Genomic DNA, 15,738 nt, shown 5'->3' on the forward strand with positions numbered 1-15,738 from the left:
AGAAAACCACCCTGCCGAACCGGAGTTGCGTCACCATCCACATATGAGCCAGGGACAGACACATGGGTAAGCGCGAACGCCGCCGCAAGCGGGAACGGGGCAAGAACCCATCACCACGGCAACCGGTTACTCCGGAGCCGATCGTTCGCGAGTTTCCCTTGGACGCTCCCCGCCTCCGCGTCGTGATCGAGCACGATGCTCCGGAGGACGCCCAGAGAATCAGTGCCCTTTACTGGGAAATCAAGGACGACGGAACCTGGGCCCGGACCGTCGGCAGCATCGGCGTGGTCGGCGACATCGGCGCGCTGGTCGCAGCACACTCGTACGCCACGCTCCTCAACTGCCCGTGCGCGAACTGCTCCGAACCGATCACCGTCACCAACCGGTCCTGGGCCAACAAGGTCGGCGGGAAGAACCTCGACGTGGAGGCTCCCGCGTACCTCTGCGGAGAGTGCACGAAAATCCGGCAGCAGGAGGAGACCGAGCGGCAACAACGCGCCGCCGAACAGAAGCGCATCGAGCGGGAACATGAGCAGCGGCAGGCGGAAAGGCTCCAGCGTCTGGTGGCTAACGTCCTTGCGGACGAGGGGAGAAAGGCCGAGCCGGCCGATCCCCTCCCGAAGGACAGCCCTCTGGCCCTTGCCCTCTACGTGGCGTTGATCAGCTATGCCACACGTAATCCCGGCAAGCCGCTTCCCAGTCTCACGAGTACCGGCCCCTTGGGTTGGACAGGTGATGCCGAGCAGGACAGAGAACTCCTGTCGGACCTCTACCACGCGAAACTGCTGGCCCTCGCGCCGGAGAGTCCGCCGCAGGCGTTCACTCTCTCTCAGGACGGCGACGGCATCGCCTTCTTCTCCACCGAAGTCGCGTGGCGGGTGGTCGGTGGCCTGACCGCCGCGCAGGAGCGCGTCACGAAGATCGAGGATGACCTCCGGACCCGGCCCGGTCCTGAGCCGGCTGAGGCGCGTGAGGCCTTCACCGCGCTGGTGGACCGGCTGGAGGTCCTCAGCATCTCCGGTTATCTCGACAACCTGCTCACCAAGAAGTACGGCTATCCCGCGGTGCCCGAAGCGAGGCGCGAGGAGCTCGCCGACGTGATCCGCAAGGGCTTCGCTCACGGGTACACCTCCGGTCAGATGATCTGCTTCGCCTGGCGGGCCGCCGACTCCGCCGCGGCCTGGAAGGAGCGCAATCCTCGGATGGGGCCACCGGAGGCTGCGTCCGCCTCGGTGACCAGCCTCAGCGGCAAGATCGACAAGGCGATCGAGCTGCACCATTCCATCCCCGAGTACGAGGCCCCGCGTTGGCACGCATCGCCCCTGGCGCTCGCCTGTTTCCGGCGGCTGCACGCCGACATCCGCCGGGTGTACGCCCGCGAAGTCATTGATGCGTGCACCCAATGCGACCACCTCGGCCTCAAGGAGACCGTCCACCCCGAGACCGGCGCTGACACCGTGTGGCGATGCACCCATCCCGTCGAGATCGAGATCCCCGCCCAACCCCATGGAGAGGAAGAGCCGAGCGGCCGGGATGACGCGCCCGACCCTGCCGGCGTCTGATCTCAGGGCTCCCTCGACGTCGGCGGACTCGGTCGTGGCGGGGCCTCACACCTCGCGGGTCCGTCCCAGGCGGAGGGCGGAGACCAGGAAGAAGACGCCGCCTAGGAAGGCGTAGCCGGCCAGGTTGGCCAGGGAGGCGTCGTCCGCGCCGGCCTGGGCGTAGAACGAGGCGCCGGCGAGGGTGGAGATCGCTCCGCTGGCGATCATCGCCCACTGGCCGCCGAGGTGGCGTCGGGCGGCGCCGACGAGGAGTTGGACGATGCCCGCGGTGATGGCCCAGACGCCCCAGACCCGCAGGACTGCGGGGATGCCGGACGTGGCGGCGACCGCGAGGCCGATGGCGGTGAGGGTGCTGAGCACGATGTTCACGTACAGGCCGCGTGGCAGTTGGGCGTTCGCCCCGGCGGACCTCAGGTCGATGACCGCGCAGGCCACGTCGAACAAGGGGTAGATCACCAGCAGCGTGGCCGTGAGCGCGCCCAGGGTGTCGGCGGTCGCGAACAGCAGGGCCGCCCACACCGCGGCGAAGCCGAAGCGCAGGAGGTACAGCTTGCGCAGGGCAGCGGGGACGCCGGTGGGAGCGGTGGCGGTGAGAGTGTCCACGGAGGTTCCTTTCAGGAGGGAGAGGCGTCACCCTCCTCAACGCGAGGGAGAACGTTCGGTCTCTTTGTATTGAAGGAGTTGAGAGCTGTGCTGTCAAGACCGAACGTTCTCCCTCATTCGTGCGGTAGCCTGGCCGCATGAGTGAGGGCACGGGAGGAAGCAGCACGTCGGCGGCGCGGGCGCGGCTGCTGGATACGGCGACGCGCATCTTCTACGCGGAGGGCATCCACTCCGTCGGCGTCGACCGGATCATCGCGGAGGCGCAGGTCACCCGCGCCACGCTGTACCGGCACTTCACCGGCAAGGAAGAGCTCGTCCTCGCCTACCTCGACCAGGCCGACCGGGGCATCCGGGCGGGCATCGAAGCCGCGCGGACGGGCGAGGAGTCGGCGGCCGACGCGGTCCGGGCGATCGGCCGGTTCGTCACCGGAGGCATCCAGAGCCCCGGCTTCCGCGGCTGCGCCTTCCTCAACGCGGTGGCCGAATACCCCGACCCCGCCCACCCCATCCACCAGGCCGTCCTGGCCCACCGCCAGTGGTTCCTGGACACCGTCACCGAGTTGCTGGCCCAGGTCGGCGACCGGCCCGCCGACGAAGCCGGCCGGCACCTCGTCATGCTCCGCGACGGCGCCATGGCCGCCGGCTGCCTCTCCGACCCGAAGCCGATCGCGGAGACCTTCCTCCTGGGCGTGGAGGGAATTCTGCGGGCGCGCGGCGCCTGAGCTCTTGCCTGCCGGCTCCTACAGAAGATCCCGCGCCGCGTAGTAGGCGCGCAGTGCGGCCTCGCTGCCGGAGCCCATGGCCGTCATGATCCGCTGGAAGCGGGCCGAGCGCAGGTCTCCTGCCACGATGATGCGCGGGTGCTGGCGGTCCGGCGGGCAGTAGCCGTCGGTGTCCCGGACCAGGTCGCCCGCGGGGGCGGTGGGCGCGCTGCCGAGGCTGAGGTGGGCGGTGTCCGCCGTGATCGTGCGCCGGCCGCCGCCCCGATTCCGTACGTCCGCGGTCACCGTGCCTCCTTCGGAGGCGCACAGTGTCAGGTGCTCGACGGGCAGCAGCGTGACGCGCGGGTCGTCGCGGATCTCCTCGGTCTTGTACGCGTCGGTCTGCGGGTACGCCACGAGCAGGCGGGTGGCGGTAGCCGGGTGGGCGCGGAGGAAGGTGCCGATCGGGCGGTCGCCGCCGAGGACGAGGAGCGTACGGCCTTCGGCGTCGTCCGGGCCGGCCTGCCAGAGCGGGGGCAGGGTGAGTCCGGCAGGGGCGGTGATCCAGGGGACGTCGCCGGGCTGGAGGGGGCCGACTCCGGTGGCGACGACCGCGTAGGGGGCCGTCAGGTGCCGACCTGTGTCGAGGGTGATGGTGACCTGGTCGTCGGCGGCGCGGAGTCGGACGACATGGCGGCCGAGTTCCAGGCGGCACAGCTCCGTCTCTGCCAGTTCCACGGTGATGGCGTCCGCCAGCGCGGGGCCGCTGGTGTGGCCGCCGAGGACGTTGTTCAGGGCTGGGTTGCGGTAGAGGTTGCGGCAGAGGGTGTCCGGCTCGATCAGGACCGAGCGCAGGCCCACACTCGCGGCCGTGCGGGCGGCGGCACAGCCGGCCGGGCCGCCGCCGATGACGATCAGGTCGGTGGTGGTGTGGGTGGCGGTGTCGGTGTCGGTGGGCGGGGCCGAGCGGGGTGGGGTGGTGGCCATGGGGCTATTCCAGCACCGGGGGGCCCCGCGCACTCGGAGCCTTGTCCCACCCTGTGGCCCGTGCTCGGCGGTGACGAGCTTGGCCGACGGCTACCGAACCGGCGTCGTGGACGTCCCCGGCGCCGCACTCCCGCCCTGCCGGGCCCGTTCCCGGTAGGCGCGAGGGGTGAGGCCGACTCGGCGCAGCAGGTGGTGGCGCAGGGAGTCCGCGCTGCCGAGGCCGCTGCGTTCGGCCACGCGGTCGACCGGGAGATCCGTGACTTCGAGGAGTTCGCGGGCGCGGTCCACCCGTTGTTCGAGCAGCCACCGCAGCGGCGTGAGCCCGGTCTCCGCCTGGAAGCGGCGGGTCAGCGTCCGCACGCTGGTGTGCGCGTGAGCGGCCAGCTCTCCCAGTGGGAGCGCACGGGTACGGCGAGGTGCACCGTCCGATGACCGAGGACCTGCCGATGGCACCGGTCTCGGCCAAGGGCCGGGTGCGGGCCCGGATGTGGCTCGACGCCCTGGACGCGCACCGGGCCGGGCGGGCCCGCGTCACCGAGGTCCGCGCCGCCGCGCTCCTCGGCGCGGGCGCCCTCAGCACGTTCACCCTGGGCATCGCCCCGCAGGTACTCGCGGGGCAGGTGGCTACCCCGGCCGGACCGACGTGCCCCACAGCTGGTCGTACGTCGGTGACGTCGCGGCGACGCTGGTGGCGGCCGCGCATGACGACCGCTCCTGGGGCCGCGCCTGGCACGCGCCCGCCGCCACCGCCTCCGCCGGGGAGCTGGCCGAGCGGTTCGCGAAGCTGACGTATGCGCCGGCGCCCCGGCTGGAGCGCCTGGACCGGAGCGCCCTCGCCTCTCTGGCGGTGACCACTCCGGTACTGGGCGAGTTGATCGAGATGCTGTACGCCACCGAGCACCCGCACATCCTCGACTCCGCCGAGACCCGGCGCACGCTCGGTCTCACCCCCGCTGATCTGGATGCGGCACTCCTCGACACGGTGCGCGGCCTGCACGGGTAGCCGTCGGGGCGGGCCGGGGAGGGGTGGGGGCGGGCCGGAGCGGGTGGGGGGCGTGCCTGGGCGGGTGGGCCTGGGCGGGTGGGCGGTGGGACGCCACCGTACGGGGGAGAGAACAACCCTTTTCGGACAACCCTGGGCCAGTCGGGGGACACGAGACAACCCGATCCACCCCCGGCCCCCTCTCACAGGGCGGACACAGCGTCGCCACAGGTGAGTTGGGGCTGTGCTGTTCGTCCGCGTCCCGTCACGCACCCGGAAAGCCGGAAGTACGAGGAATGATGACCAGATCCCAGCAAAGCCGCACCAGCCGCCTCACCCGCCCCTCGGTCGCCATCGCCGCGGCCGTCGCCGTGACGGCGGGGGTCGTCGCCGCCGCGCCTGACGCGAAGACGGCGGCGGTGGCAGGGCCCAAGCTCAGCCTGATCGCCGCCTCCAAGTCGGTGACGCTCGACTCGTGGAAGGAGGAGCCCGGGGTCTATCTCGATCTCGGGACCTACCTCACCTCCGAGAAGGGCGCCTTCGAGTTCAAGGTGACCCGCAAGTCCTACAAGGACCCGGTCGTCGCCTCGCAGATCATCCGGAACGGGAAGAAGACCACCACCAAGGCGCTTCCCGCGGGGCTGGTGAAGGACTTCTCCGGGCTGCCGGGCTTCATGGAGGTCAATGTCGTCGACGCGGCGGGGAAGTCGGTGCTGAAGAAGACCGAGAGCTTCTGCCCCAACAACGCCTCCGGGCGGGTGCGGCCCGATGCTCCGGCCCAATCGAAGTATCCGCAGAGCTGTCCGGTCAACCCCTTCACCCTCGGCTCCGTGTGGGGCGTGGAGAACGGGTGGGCCGCCAACACCTATGCCGGTTACTACTCCGCGCCGGTCCTATGCCGGTTACTACTCCGCGCCGGTCCAGCTGGCCGCCGGCACGTACACCGCCAAGGTCTCCGTGACCAAGAAGTACCGCGATCTCTTCGGAATCGCGAACAAGCCGCAGAGCGTCAAGCTCACGGTGCGCGAGCGTAGTTGGGAGGCACCGGAAGGTGATTCCGGTGGCGCTGCCGCCAAGGTCGCCTCCAGCTCCCTGCACTCCGGTCATGCCGGGCATGCCGGGCACCAGGCCGCCGCCGACCCGGCCCCCTCCGGGCACGCCGGCCACGGCGCCCCCGCCCGTACCGACGCCCCCGCCTCCGCGACGACCGGGGCCGGGGCCACGTTCAACGTCGGTCACGGGCCCTACCCGCCGGCGCCGCCCGCCCTCCCCTGGGCGCTCAAGAAGCAGGCCGCCGAGAAGCAGGCCGGGAAGGACGCCTTCGGGGCGCAGGGGTTCTCCGCCGCTCGGGTCGGTGACCGGGCCGGGCAGACCGACGGGTCGCGTCAGGCGCCCGGCGCGCAGCCCAACGCCAAGCGGCCGACCGGCAAGGCGGCCGTGCCCAACGTGCCCAAGCCCGACCTGCGCTCGCTGCCCGCGTACGGCATCACCGTCAGCGACGGGTACGAGGACGTGCCCGGCAAGGACTACCTCGCCTTCAGCGCCAACGTGTGGAACGCAGGTCCGGCCAAGCTCGTCGTGGACGGATTCCGGTCGCCGGGCGCGGAGTTGATGGACGCCTACCAGTACTTCTACGACGCCAAGGGCAAGCAGGTCGGCTACACCCCGACCGGCACCATGGAGTGGGACCCGCGCCCGGGTCACGAGCACTGGCACTTCACGGACTTCGCCAGCTACCGGCTGCTGAAGGCCGACAAGAAGGAGACCGTGCGCAGCGGCAAGGAGGCCTTCTGCCTCGCCAACACCGACGCCGTCGACTACACGGTCAAGAACGCCAACTGGCACCCCAGCAACACGGACCTGTCCACCGCGTGCGGCCAGGAGAACTCGATCTCCGTCCGTGAGGTTCTCGACGTCGGCTCCGGTGACACCTACACCCAGGACCTGCCCGGCCAGTCCTTCGACATCACGAACCTGCCGAACGGCACGTACTACATCCAGGTCCTCGCCAATCCGGAGAACCGCCTCAAGGAGACCAACCACAAGAACAACAGCGCGCTGCGCAAGGTCGTCCTCGGCGGCAAGAAGGGCGCTCGTACGGTGAAGGTCCCCGCCCATCACCTGGTGAACGCCAACTGACCTTCTCCCTGAGTTGGTTGTCGTCGGCCCCGGGAGCTTCTCCCGGGGCCGGTCGCATGTGCGGCGGCACATACGCCTCTCCTCCCTCCCCTGCCGGCCGCCTCTGCCGGGGACCAAACCTGACTTCTCGCCAAGTCGACCGGTACCCGTAACTTCTGGGCCAGGGACTCCGCGCACCACCCTCGCCGCCCCTTCCCTGTGCGATCTCCCCGGTCAGCGCGGTGGGGGAAGGTTTGTCCGGAACCCGTGGGTTGTGAACGTTTTTCCGGGCTGCCGAGTAGTCGGAGCATGTCGTCGGGCGGCTGCACCATCGCTCACCTGGCCCTGCATCAGTTACCTGTGCGTAGTGCATATGTGGCGCAATTCACTCCACCCGAAAGAGGGCTCTGGGAGCATCTACGCCAACGAGATCGGGCCATACAGACCGCCGCGGGGGGAGTGGCCATGGGGCTGCTCGGCGATGAGCTGGCCTTCGGGCGGGCGCTGACCGCCCCGGAGTACGAGAGCGTCATGGCACTGGGACACCGCAAGGAGTACCCGGCCGACGCCCCGCTCCTCACCGAAGGCGACCGGACCGGCCACGTCGTGATCATGCTGCGGGGCTGGGTGACCGTCTCCTGTGCCACCGACCGGGGCGCCACCCGGCTCATACTCGGGCTGCGGGGGCCCGGCGAACTCCTGGGAGAGATGGCCGCGTTGGACAACCACCCGCGCAGCGCCACCGTGCGGGCGCTGGGGCCCACGGAGGCGGCCGTCATCGGCGGTGACGCCTTCCGTCGGTTTCTCGCCACCCACCCCCGGGTCAGCGGACTGGTGATCCGGCAGCTGACCTTCCGGCTGCGCAGCGCGGACCAGGAGCGCTCCGCCCTCGCCTCGCTGACCGTCCTGCAACGGCTGGCCAGCCGGCTCACCGAGCTCTCCCGGGTCGAGGCCTCGGGCCCCTACACACCCAGCGCGCCGGGCCCCGCGCACGCCGGCACCGTCGTCCACCTGGCCCAGGACGAGCTGGCCGCCACCGTCGGCGCCACCCGCGAGGCGGTCGCCAAGGCGCTGCGGCTGCTGCGCACCCAGAAGGTCGTGCGCACCGGTACGCGGATGGTGGAGATCCTCGACCCCGCGCTGCTCGCCCTCCTCGCGGAGGGGCACCGCGAGTAAACCCCCGCCCTGCCGTGTGTAAACGGCTACAGACGGCCTTCGCCCCGGGCCGGAAGCTTTAGGGGACGGCAAGCGGAGAAGAGCGGGGGGCGTGGGGTGGAGCACGACGCGTTGGATGCCGGTGAGGCACGCTACGAGCTGGTAATCAGCGTGGACGCCAGAGGTTCCGGGCAGTACAGCGACGCCGAGAAGCCGCTGATGCGCCGGCAGATCTACGAGGTCCTGGAGACGGCGTTCGCGCAGGCCGGGGTGGGCCGGAACGCCGTTCACCTGGAAGACCGCGGGGACGGCGTGCTGATATCCGTTCCCGGGCGGATCGCGGTCGCGCGGCTGCTCGGCCTGTGGATGACGGAGCTCCACGAGAAGCTGCGCCTGGACAACCGCCGCGAGCGCCGGCCGCTCGGGCTGCGGGTGGCCATGCATGTGGGCCCCGTACGTCACGACCGCGAGGGCATCTGCGGAGACGCGGTCAACCTCGCCTGCGGGCTGGCCGACTCGTCCGTCGCCCGGCACCTCCTGGAGCGTGAGCAGGCCGACCTGGTCCTCGCCGTCTCCGAGTCCCTCTACCGCGAAGTGGTCGCCCCCGGGGGCAAGTTCATCGATCCCGACCGCTTCGCCCCCGCGCGGATCACCCTCAAGGGGGGCGAGGTGACCGCCTGGTTCCAGCTGCCCGGGCGGCCGGCGCCCGCCCTCGGGCGGACGACCGCGTCCGGCATCTCGACCACCGCCGCCTCCGGAAGCCCGGCCGCCGCCGAGGAGGAGGACGGTTACGAGGACGGGGAGAGGGACGGTTACGAGGACGGGGACGGGGCCGCCGCATACCGGGCGGGCAGGGACATGAACGTGTTCCGGGACACCACCTTCGAGCGGTCCGTGCACATCGGCCACAACATCGGCACCGACCGCCGGAAGGACTGAGCATGGCTGACGAAGCAGTGGCCGAGCGGGCGGCCGAGCCCGCCTCGCATGATCCGCAGAAGCCGCAGGGCTCCCGGTCCCCCGAAGCCCCTCCGCGTGGCCGGGAACGTGGCCGGGAAGGTGGCGGAGAACGTGGCGGGGATCGCGGCGACGGGCAGGCCCAGGGTGAGGCCGAGGCCCACGACGGGCCGGAGGCCGGGGACGACGAGGCGGCCGAGCGGGCGAAGGAGCGCGAGCGCGCCGCGGACCGTATCAAGGACCTGACCCGCGACCCGCTCGCCGAGGAGGACGGCGAGGACGGGCCGACCGACCTCGCCGCCGCCGCCCGTGCCCGCCGGGCCGGGCGCAAACTCCTCACCAGCGGGCGGGACTTCACCAGCTTCGACCGGTCCCGCATCGGCCACGCCCACATCGGCGACATCAACGTCTCGCTGGACGCCCGGCGTTCCGGTGTCGCGATGCGCGGCGGCCCGGTCCCCGAGGAGGAGCTGCGGCGGCTGCGCCGGGCCCACGTCGAGCCGGCCGGTTACATACGGCTGCGCCGGGCGCTGGAGTCGCGCCGGCTCCTGGTGCTCGGCGGCGCCCCCGGCACCGGCCGCACGTGCACCGCCCTGGCCCTGCTGGACGAGGTCACCCGCGACGGCACGGGGGACGGCGGCCGGGTGCGCCGCGTCGATCCCCACCAGGGAGAGGGTGTGCGCGGGCTCGTCGGCGAGATGAACGGCGGTGAGGGCGGTGAAGGCGGTGAGCGGCGCGGTACGGGGTATCTCCTGGAGCTCGCCCTGGACCGGCCCGGGACGCTGCCGCCCGACGAGATGGACCTGGACCAGCTGGCGTCGACGCTGGCCGAGGGGGACGCGTACGCGGTGGTCGTCGTGAGCGTCGGCTCGGCGGCCAACCCGCTGCTGGCCGGCCGGTACGGCATGGTCTGCCCGCCCGCCCCGAGCCAGGAGCTGGTCACCGTACGGCTGCGCGAGCGGCTGGAGGAAGCGCGCGACCATGAGGCGCTGGAGCGCGCGGCGCGGATCGCCGAGGACCCCGAGGTCATCGAAGCGGTGGGGCTCGACGATCTGCGGCCCGCCGAGGCCGAGCTGCTCGCCTCGCTCCTGGCCGAGCACCTGCTGGGGTCCCTCACCCGCGAGGAGTTGCTGGCCGGCTGCCGCGGCATCGCGGCCGTCCAGGCCCATGAGTGGTTCGCCGGGGTGGACCGGGCCCTGGCCGCCGCCCCGTCCTCCGGCGACGGGCGTACGCCGGTGCGCTCGGCCACGGCCGCCCTCTTCCACCCGGTGGCGTTCCGGATCGCGCTGGCGGTCCTCGGCGGCGGGTCGCACAGCGCGGTGTCCGCCGCCGCCCACCTGCTGACCTGGGAACTCTCCGTACAGAGCGATCCGGACAGCACCCCGTCCCGCCCGCTGTTCTGTGACGACCCGGAGTCCGACCGGGCGCTCTCACGGGCCCGTTCGGACAACGGGGCCATCGACGTGGCGGGCGCCGAGGTGGCGGGGCAGCTGATCTTCTACCGGGGTTCCGCCCTGCCGGCCGCCGTGCTGGCCGAGATCTGGGACCGGCACTTCCCGGTCCGCGCCCCGGTCGTCCGCTGGCTGCGGCTGCTCGCCGACGACCCGCGGCCGCAGGTGTCGGTGCGCGCGGCGGTGGCCGCCGGGGAGCTCTCCGTACGGGACTTCGAGTACGGGTTCGGCGAGCTGGTCCGGCCGCTCGCCGAGGCGTCCTCGCCGCGCCGCAGGGTCTTCGCCGCCACAGCGCTGGACCAGGTGGCCGGGCACGCCTCGCACCGCAAGGCCGTACGCAAGGTGGTCGACGACTGGTCCCGGTACGGCACGGCCTCCCTGCGCTGGACGGCCGCCATGACCCTGGGCCACGGGCGGGCGGCCGACTCGGTGGACGCCGCCCTGGACGCGCTGGCCCGGATCGGCGTCCGCGACCAGGGGCGGCAGCTGGCCGTGGCCTCCCTGAACGTGGTCCGGCTGCTGACGCTTCCGGAGTGCGCGACCGTGCTGCGGCGGCTGGGCCAGTGGGCCGAGCACCGCCGTGAGGAGTACCAGGATCTCGCCCTGGTCACCATCGTGCGGCTGGCGACGACCGGTGTGGACGAGGTCCTGGACGACGAGCCCGGCACCCCGCTGGGCGACCGGGGGGACTGGCCGCTGCTGCTCGCGCTCGCGGTGACCCGGCCCGAACTGACCGGGACGCTGGCCGACCTGCTCTGGACGGCGCTCAACACCGCACGCTCCAGGGACGTCGCGTTCGACGCCCTGGAGGCCCTGCTGCGCTCCGCCTCGCACGGGGAGGGCAGTGAGCGCGGGGAGAGCCGTGAAGGCGGCGGCGACCGGATGCGGCCGGGGCTGGCGGCGCTGCTGCCCGCCCTGACCTCCGACGAGCACGACCGGCAGCAGCTGGAGTGGCTGCTGCGCCGAATGATGAGGGATCAGGACCGACCGCTCACCACCGAGCAGGCGAGCGCCTTGTGGCGGCTCGCCGTGCCGGCCCGGCAGCGGCGGTCCGACGAGGAGGAGAGTCATGGCTGAGGAGAACGGCGTGGCGGGAAACGACACGGCGACCCCTGCCGGCCCGTTCCTGCGGGAGTACGCGCCGACCGGCCCGTTCCGGCACAGCAGCACCCGGACCACATCCGTGCTGTTCTACCGGAACGGCGGCCACAGCGTGGCCGGCGTCTCCGGCGTACGGCACTACGACAAGCGGGCGCTGGCCCGGCCGCACACCATCTGCGAGATCGCCACCGGCACCTTCGTCACCACCCTCCAGATGGAGCTGCCCGCCGCGGGCGGGGCGACGTTCTTCAAGGCGGAGGTGGACATCCACTGGACCGTGGAGGACCCGCACCTGGTGGCCGTCCAGGTGGTCACCGACATCGCCCAGCGGCTCACCGCACCGACGAAGGAACGGTTGTGGGAGATCTCCTCCCAGTTCCCGGTGAACCAGGCGGAGCAGGCCAACACCGCCATCACCCAGCAGTGCGTCTCCGGCAGGTGGAGCGATCTCGGCACCGACCTCGGACTGCGGGTGCGGCTGTACGTACGGCTGCGGGTGGACGACCGGACGATCGGCCACGTGGACGTCATCCGTGACTACCAGGCCGCCACGCATCTGACGGACCTCCGCCAGCAGAGGTTCCGCACCATGCTGATGGGCGGGGAGCTGGACCAGCTCAGCTACATGCTGGCCGCGGAACCGGAGTCGGCCAAGGAGTTCCTGGAGAAGATCCGCCAGGAGGGCCGGCAGGAGGAGAAGGAGCGCGTCGACAAGCTCTTCGCCCTGGTCGCCAGCGGCGATATCGCCTCCAGCCAGCTGGAGCTCCAGACGCTCGCCTACCTCAACCGTGAACGCCGCAGCGTCCAGGGCCCCATCGGGCCCGGCCCCGCCCGCCGCGCCCCGCAGGAGCTGGAGCGCGGCCGCGAGGAGCCGCTCACCCCCGACTGGGTGACGGACGCACCCGACACGCGGCCGGCCCGGAGGCCGGTGCGGGACGCGGACGGGTGGGACGCCGACGTACGGGACGCCGATGCCTGGGACTCCGGGCCCCGGAACACCGACGTACGGCACACCGGCCCCGACACACCCGCCCCGCGCGGCCGCACCCGCGGCCGGGACGACGGGTGGGACTGGGCGGAGGACGAATGACCTCCGACCACTCCCCCGTCGGCACCACCACACAGACTTCCCCCGCCCCGACCGGCCCCGTGCCGAACGGGGGTCCGCGCGGGACGGACAGGGCGGGGGAACGCATCGCGGAACGGCTCCTGGTCACCGTCCGGGAGGACCTCGGCCGAGCCGACTCCAAGGCGGCGGTCCTGCTCTCCGGGGCGCTCGCGCTGCCCGCCTTCCTCATCGGGCGGCACGGCTCCCCGGACTGGCAGGGCCCCGGTGACCTGGCGCTGGTCCTCGCGGGCCTGCTCTGGGTGGTCGCGGTGGGCGCCCTGGTCCGCGCGCTCATGCCCCGTACGGGGACGGTCCGCGACCAGGAGGGCGTGACCTACTTCGGGGACCTGCTGGCCCCCTTCGACTACGACCGGCTGGCCGGGAGGATCGCCGAGGCGGGCCGCGACCCGGTCGGCTGGCTGCTCGTCCAGGCCGTGGACGTCAGCGCCATCCTCGCGGCGAAATACCGGGCGATCCGCTGGGCGGTGGCCACGCTCTCCCCCTCGGCCGCGCTGGCCCTGGCCTGGAGCCTGATGGCCCGCTGACCGATCACCGACCGACAACTGACCCACACCACCAGCACCACGAGCACCACGAGCACTAAGGGCACCACCTGACACACCAGCGCGACTACTCAGCGTAATCATGCAGACACACAGCAACGACAGTAAAAGGGGACGGTCGTGCGAACTGACCGAAGAAGAGACCCGTCCGGCATCAGCCGGGCCGGGCGGGCGGCGCTGGCGGTCATGGCCGGTGCGGCCGTGCTCATCTCCCTGACGGCACCGGCACCCCCGGGCGCGCAGCCGGCCGCGCACGCCGCGCCCGCCACGCCCGCCTTCACCTCCGTCAACTACGCGGTCGCCGTGGACCAGTCCCACAGCCTGGAGCCCGGGGACATCGAGGCGGAGAAGGCCGCGGCCACCCGGATCGCGCTCGGCAACGTCTCGGCGTCCTCGCACATCACCGTGTTCGGCTTCGCCTCGGCCGACAACGACACCCAGCGCGCCGTCGACCCCGCCTGCCCCCGGACCAGACTCGACGCGGCGGGGCGGGAGTCGGTCGGGGCGTGCGTGGACAAACTGCGCCAGCGCAAGGAGAACGAGGGCACCGGCACCGACTTCCCGGCCGCGATACTCCAGGGTGTGCACGAGCTGACCTCGGGCACCGACCCCTCGGTCCCCCGGGTCCTGTTCCTGCTCACCGACGGAATCCTGGACGTCAGCACCAGCGAGAGTTACGGCGCCGAATCGCATCGCGAGGACGAGGGGAAGCGGCGGCTGGAGCTGGCGCTGAAGAGCGCGGCGGCCAAGAACGTACAGATCTGGCCCCTCGGATTCGGCCCCCGCCCCGACCAGGCGCAGCTCGACCGGATGGCCGCCGGGGGCTACCAGAAGGGCTGCGTCGACCTGCCGTCGGCCCGCCCCACCGCCCGTAAGGTCTCCGGTGCCCGGGACGTCGGCCCGGCCCTGGAGCGGGCCTTCGCCGCCGCCCACTGCCTGCGCTACCAGCCGGGTCCGAGCAAGCGGCCGCCCGCCACCCTGCCGATCACCATCTCCCCGCTGGCGACCGTGGGCAGCATCGTCGTCGACAAGGGCGACCCCGAGGTGACCGTCACCTACACCGACCCGCTCGGCAACAAGGTCCCCACGACGGGGAAGTTCGCCGGGTCGGAGTTCGAACTCGCGGGCGGCGGCTCCACCGTGGAGGCGCTGAAGATCATCGACCCGGTGCCCGGCAAGTGGAAGGTCGATGTGAAGGCCCCCGAGGGCCACCGCTCGCTGCCCGTCGCCGTCAGCGTCCTGTGGCAGGGCGAGCTGCGCGGCACCATCACGATGGACCCGCCCTCCCCGCAGCCCGGGCAGCGGACGACCGTGACCATGCGGCTCCAGACCCGCGACGACTACGAGATCAAGGACCCGGCCGACTACGCCGGTCTGAAGGTCCGCAGCGAACTCACCGGGGACGGCTTCACCCCCCAGCCCCTGCGCCTGGCCGACGACGGCAAGGGCCCCGACCCCAAGGGGAACGACGGCTCCTTCACCGGCACGGTCACCGTCCCCAAGAGCGCCGACGGGGCACTGAAGGTCCGCGGCACCCTCACCGCCTCCGGGCTCAGCGCCGACACCCGCAGCGAGGGCGGCCAGGTCGCCCCCGGCACCCTGCCCGTCACCACGGCGCTCGGCCCGGTCCGGGGCTCCGGGCACCCCGGCGGGACGGTCACCGCGAACCTCGCCGTGACCAACTCCTCCGACGCCCCGCACACGCTGCGGCTCTCGCTCGCGGACGTACGGGCGGGGCTGCTCACCCTGAGCCCGTCCGAGATCGTGGTGAAGCCGGGCGCGTCCGCGTCCCACGAGGTCACGGTCCGGATCGGCCCGGCGAAGGCCTTCGAGGGGCGGCTGGACGACGAGGAGCCCATCGGCGTCGGCGGGACCGTCACCGTCCAGGACTCCACCGACGGCGACCGCGTCCTGGTGAGCACCCCGCTCTCCGTCCAGGTCACCGCCGAACCCACCCTCCTGGACCGCTACTGGTGGGTGCTCGTCATCGCCGCCGTCCTGCTCGTCGCCGGTGTCCTGCTGGCGCTGGCCTGGCTCCGGCAGCGCCGCCGCCGCCGCGACCCGGACGGGCTGATGCTCCATCTCATCGCCGAGGACGGCACGGTGCTCGGCGTCCACAAGGCCGGACACGGCCAGAAGCAGTGGTACGCCTTCGACATCGCCGAGGCGCACAGCAACCCGCGCATCGAGCGGCGCACCCACGGCCTGTACGCCGTGCAGCGCAGCCCCGAGGGCGGCGCGGTGCTCCGCAGGCGCGGCGGCGCCCGCACCCGGCTCACCGCGACCGGCCGGGCCGACCTCACCGACCAGCTGAGCCTGGCACTCGGCGAGGACTCCGTACGGTCCGGGAGCCCTGGGATTCCCGACCCGGTGTCCACCGGAGCGCACGACGACTACCTGTGACGCACACGCCGCCGCCCCCGGCACCCCGTACGGGTGCGAGGCCTCGC

The 15,738-nt window shown here is 72.2% G+C and carries 12 protein-coding genes and 1 pseudogene; 10 read left to right on the top strand and 3 right to left on the bottom strand.

What is annotated here, in order from left to right; all coding sequences use genetic code 11:
* The first annotated feature begins 62 nt into the window (after positions 1-62).
* Positions 63-1,562, top strand: a complete 1,500-nt coding sequence (locus tag R2B67_RS16955) for a hypothetical protein (RefSeq protein WP_317819224.1) — start codon at positions 63-65, stop codon at positions 1,560-1,562.
* Between the two features lie 45 nt (positions 1,563-1,607).
* On the opposite strand, the gene R2B67_RS16960 is transcribed toward R2B67_RS16955, so the two are convergent.
* Positions 1,608-2,165 (bottom strand): hypothetical protein, encoded by a 558-nt coding sequence (locus tag R2B67_RS16960; RefSeq protein ID WP_317819225.1) that lies wholly within the window; start codon positions 2,163-2,165, stop codon positions 1,608-1,610.
* A gap of 137 nt (positions 2,166-2,302) precedes the next feature.
* On the opposite strand from R2B67_RS16960, the gene R2B67_RS16965 reads away from it, so the two are divergent.
* On the top strand, positions 2,303-2,887 hold the full coding sequence (locus R2B67_RS16965) for a TetR/AcrR family transcriptional regulator (RefSeq protein WP_317819229.1): 585 nt from the start codon (positions 2,303-2,305) through the stop codon (positions 2,885-2,887).
* 18 nt (positions 2,888-2,905) lie between these two features.
* On the opposite strand, the gene R2B67_RS16970 is transcribed toward R2B67_RS16965, so the two are convergent.
* Both R2B67_RS16970 and R2B67_RS16975 read right to left on the bottom strand, forming a co-directional pair.
* Positions 2,906-3,853 carry an FAD-dependent oxidoreductase gene (locus R2B67_RS16970; RefSeq protein ID WP_317819232.1) on the bottom strand — a complete coding sequence of 316 codons (948 nt, stop codon included), beginning with the start codon at positions 3,851-3,853 and terminating at the stop codon, positions 2,906-2,908.
* Between the two features lie 90 nt (positions 3,854-3,943).
* Positions 3,944-4,306 carry a helix-turn-helix domain-containing protein gene (locus tag R2B67_RS16975; protein WP_317819236.1) on the bottom strand — a complete coding sequence of 121 codons (363 nt, stop codon included), beginning with the start codon at positions 4,304-4,306 and terminating at the stop codon, positions 3,944-3,946.
* Between the two features lie 190 nt (positions 4,307-4,496).
* On the opposite strand from R2B67_RS16975, the gene R2B67_RS16980 reads away from it, so the two are divergent.
* The 8 genes and pseudogenes from R2B67_RS16980 to R2B67_RS17015 all read left to right on the top strand — a co-directional run bounded on the left by R2B67_RS16980 (position 4,497) and on the right by R2B67_RS17015 (position 15,691).
* A complete protein-coding gene (locus tag R2B67_RS16980; protein ID WP_317819238.1) occupies positions 4,497-4,856 on the top strand; it encodes a Rossmann-fold NAD(P)-binding domain-containing protein in 360 nt (119 codons plus the stop codon).
* A 278-nt stretch (positions 4,857-5,134) separates the two neighbouring features.
* Positions 5,135-6,974 (top strand): annotated as a pseudogene (locus R2B67_RS16985) (lysyl oxidase family protein).
* Positions 6,975-7,418: 444 nt separating this feature from the next.
* A complete protein-coding gene (locus R2B67_RS16990) occupies positions 7,419-8,129 on the top strand; it encodes a Crp/Fnr family transcriptional regulator (protein WP_128847014.1) in 711 nt (236 codons plus the stop codon).
* Positions 8,130-8,279: 150 nt separating this feature from the next.
* Entirely contained in the window at positions 8,280-9,047 is a 768-nt protein-coding gene (locus R2B67_RS16995) for a nucleotidyl cyclase domain-containing protein (RefSeq protein WP_317819243.1), read from the top strand.
* Positions 9,048-9,049: 2 nt separating this feature from the next.
* Complete coding sequence (locus R2B67_RS17000) at positions 9,050-11,593, top strand: hypothetical protein (protein WP_317819245.1); 2,544 nt, start codon at positions 9,050-9,052, stop codon at positions 11,591-11,593.
* Positions 11,586-12,707 carry a hypothetical protein gene (locus R2B67_RS17005; RefSeq protein WP_317819247.1) on the top strand — a complete coding sequence of 374 codons (1,122 nt, stop codon included), beginning with the start codon at positions 11,586-11,588 and terminating at the stop codon, positions 12,705-12,707. The genes R2B67_RS17000 and R2B67_RS17005 overlap by 8 nt, the downstream gene beginning before the upstream one ends.
* The gene (locus tag R2B67_RS17010; protein ID WP_317819249.1) at positions 12,704-13,270 is read left to right on the top strand and encodes a Pycsar system effector family protein; all 567 of its coding nucleotides are present in this window, start codon (positions 12,704-12,706) and stop codon (positions 13,268-13,270) included. The genes R2B67_RS17005 and R2B67_RS17010 overlap by 4 nt, the downstream gene beginning before the upstream one ends.
* Positions 13,271-13,408: 138 nt before the next feature.
* A complete protein-coding gene (locus tag R2B67_RS17015; protein WP_317819251.1) occupies positions 13,409-15,691 on the top strand; it encodes a vWA domain-containing protein in 2,283 nt (760 codons plus the stop codon).
* Positions 15,692-15,738 lie beyond the last annotated feature (47 nt).

This window comes from Streptomyces cyaneofuscatus, assembly GCF_033109485.1.
In the GTDB taxonomy this organism is placed as follows: domain Bacteria; phylum Actinomycetota; class Actinomycetes; order Streptomycetales; family Streptomycetaceae; genus Streptomyces; species Streptomyces cyaneofuscatus.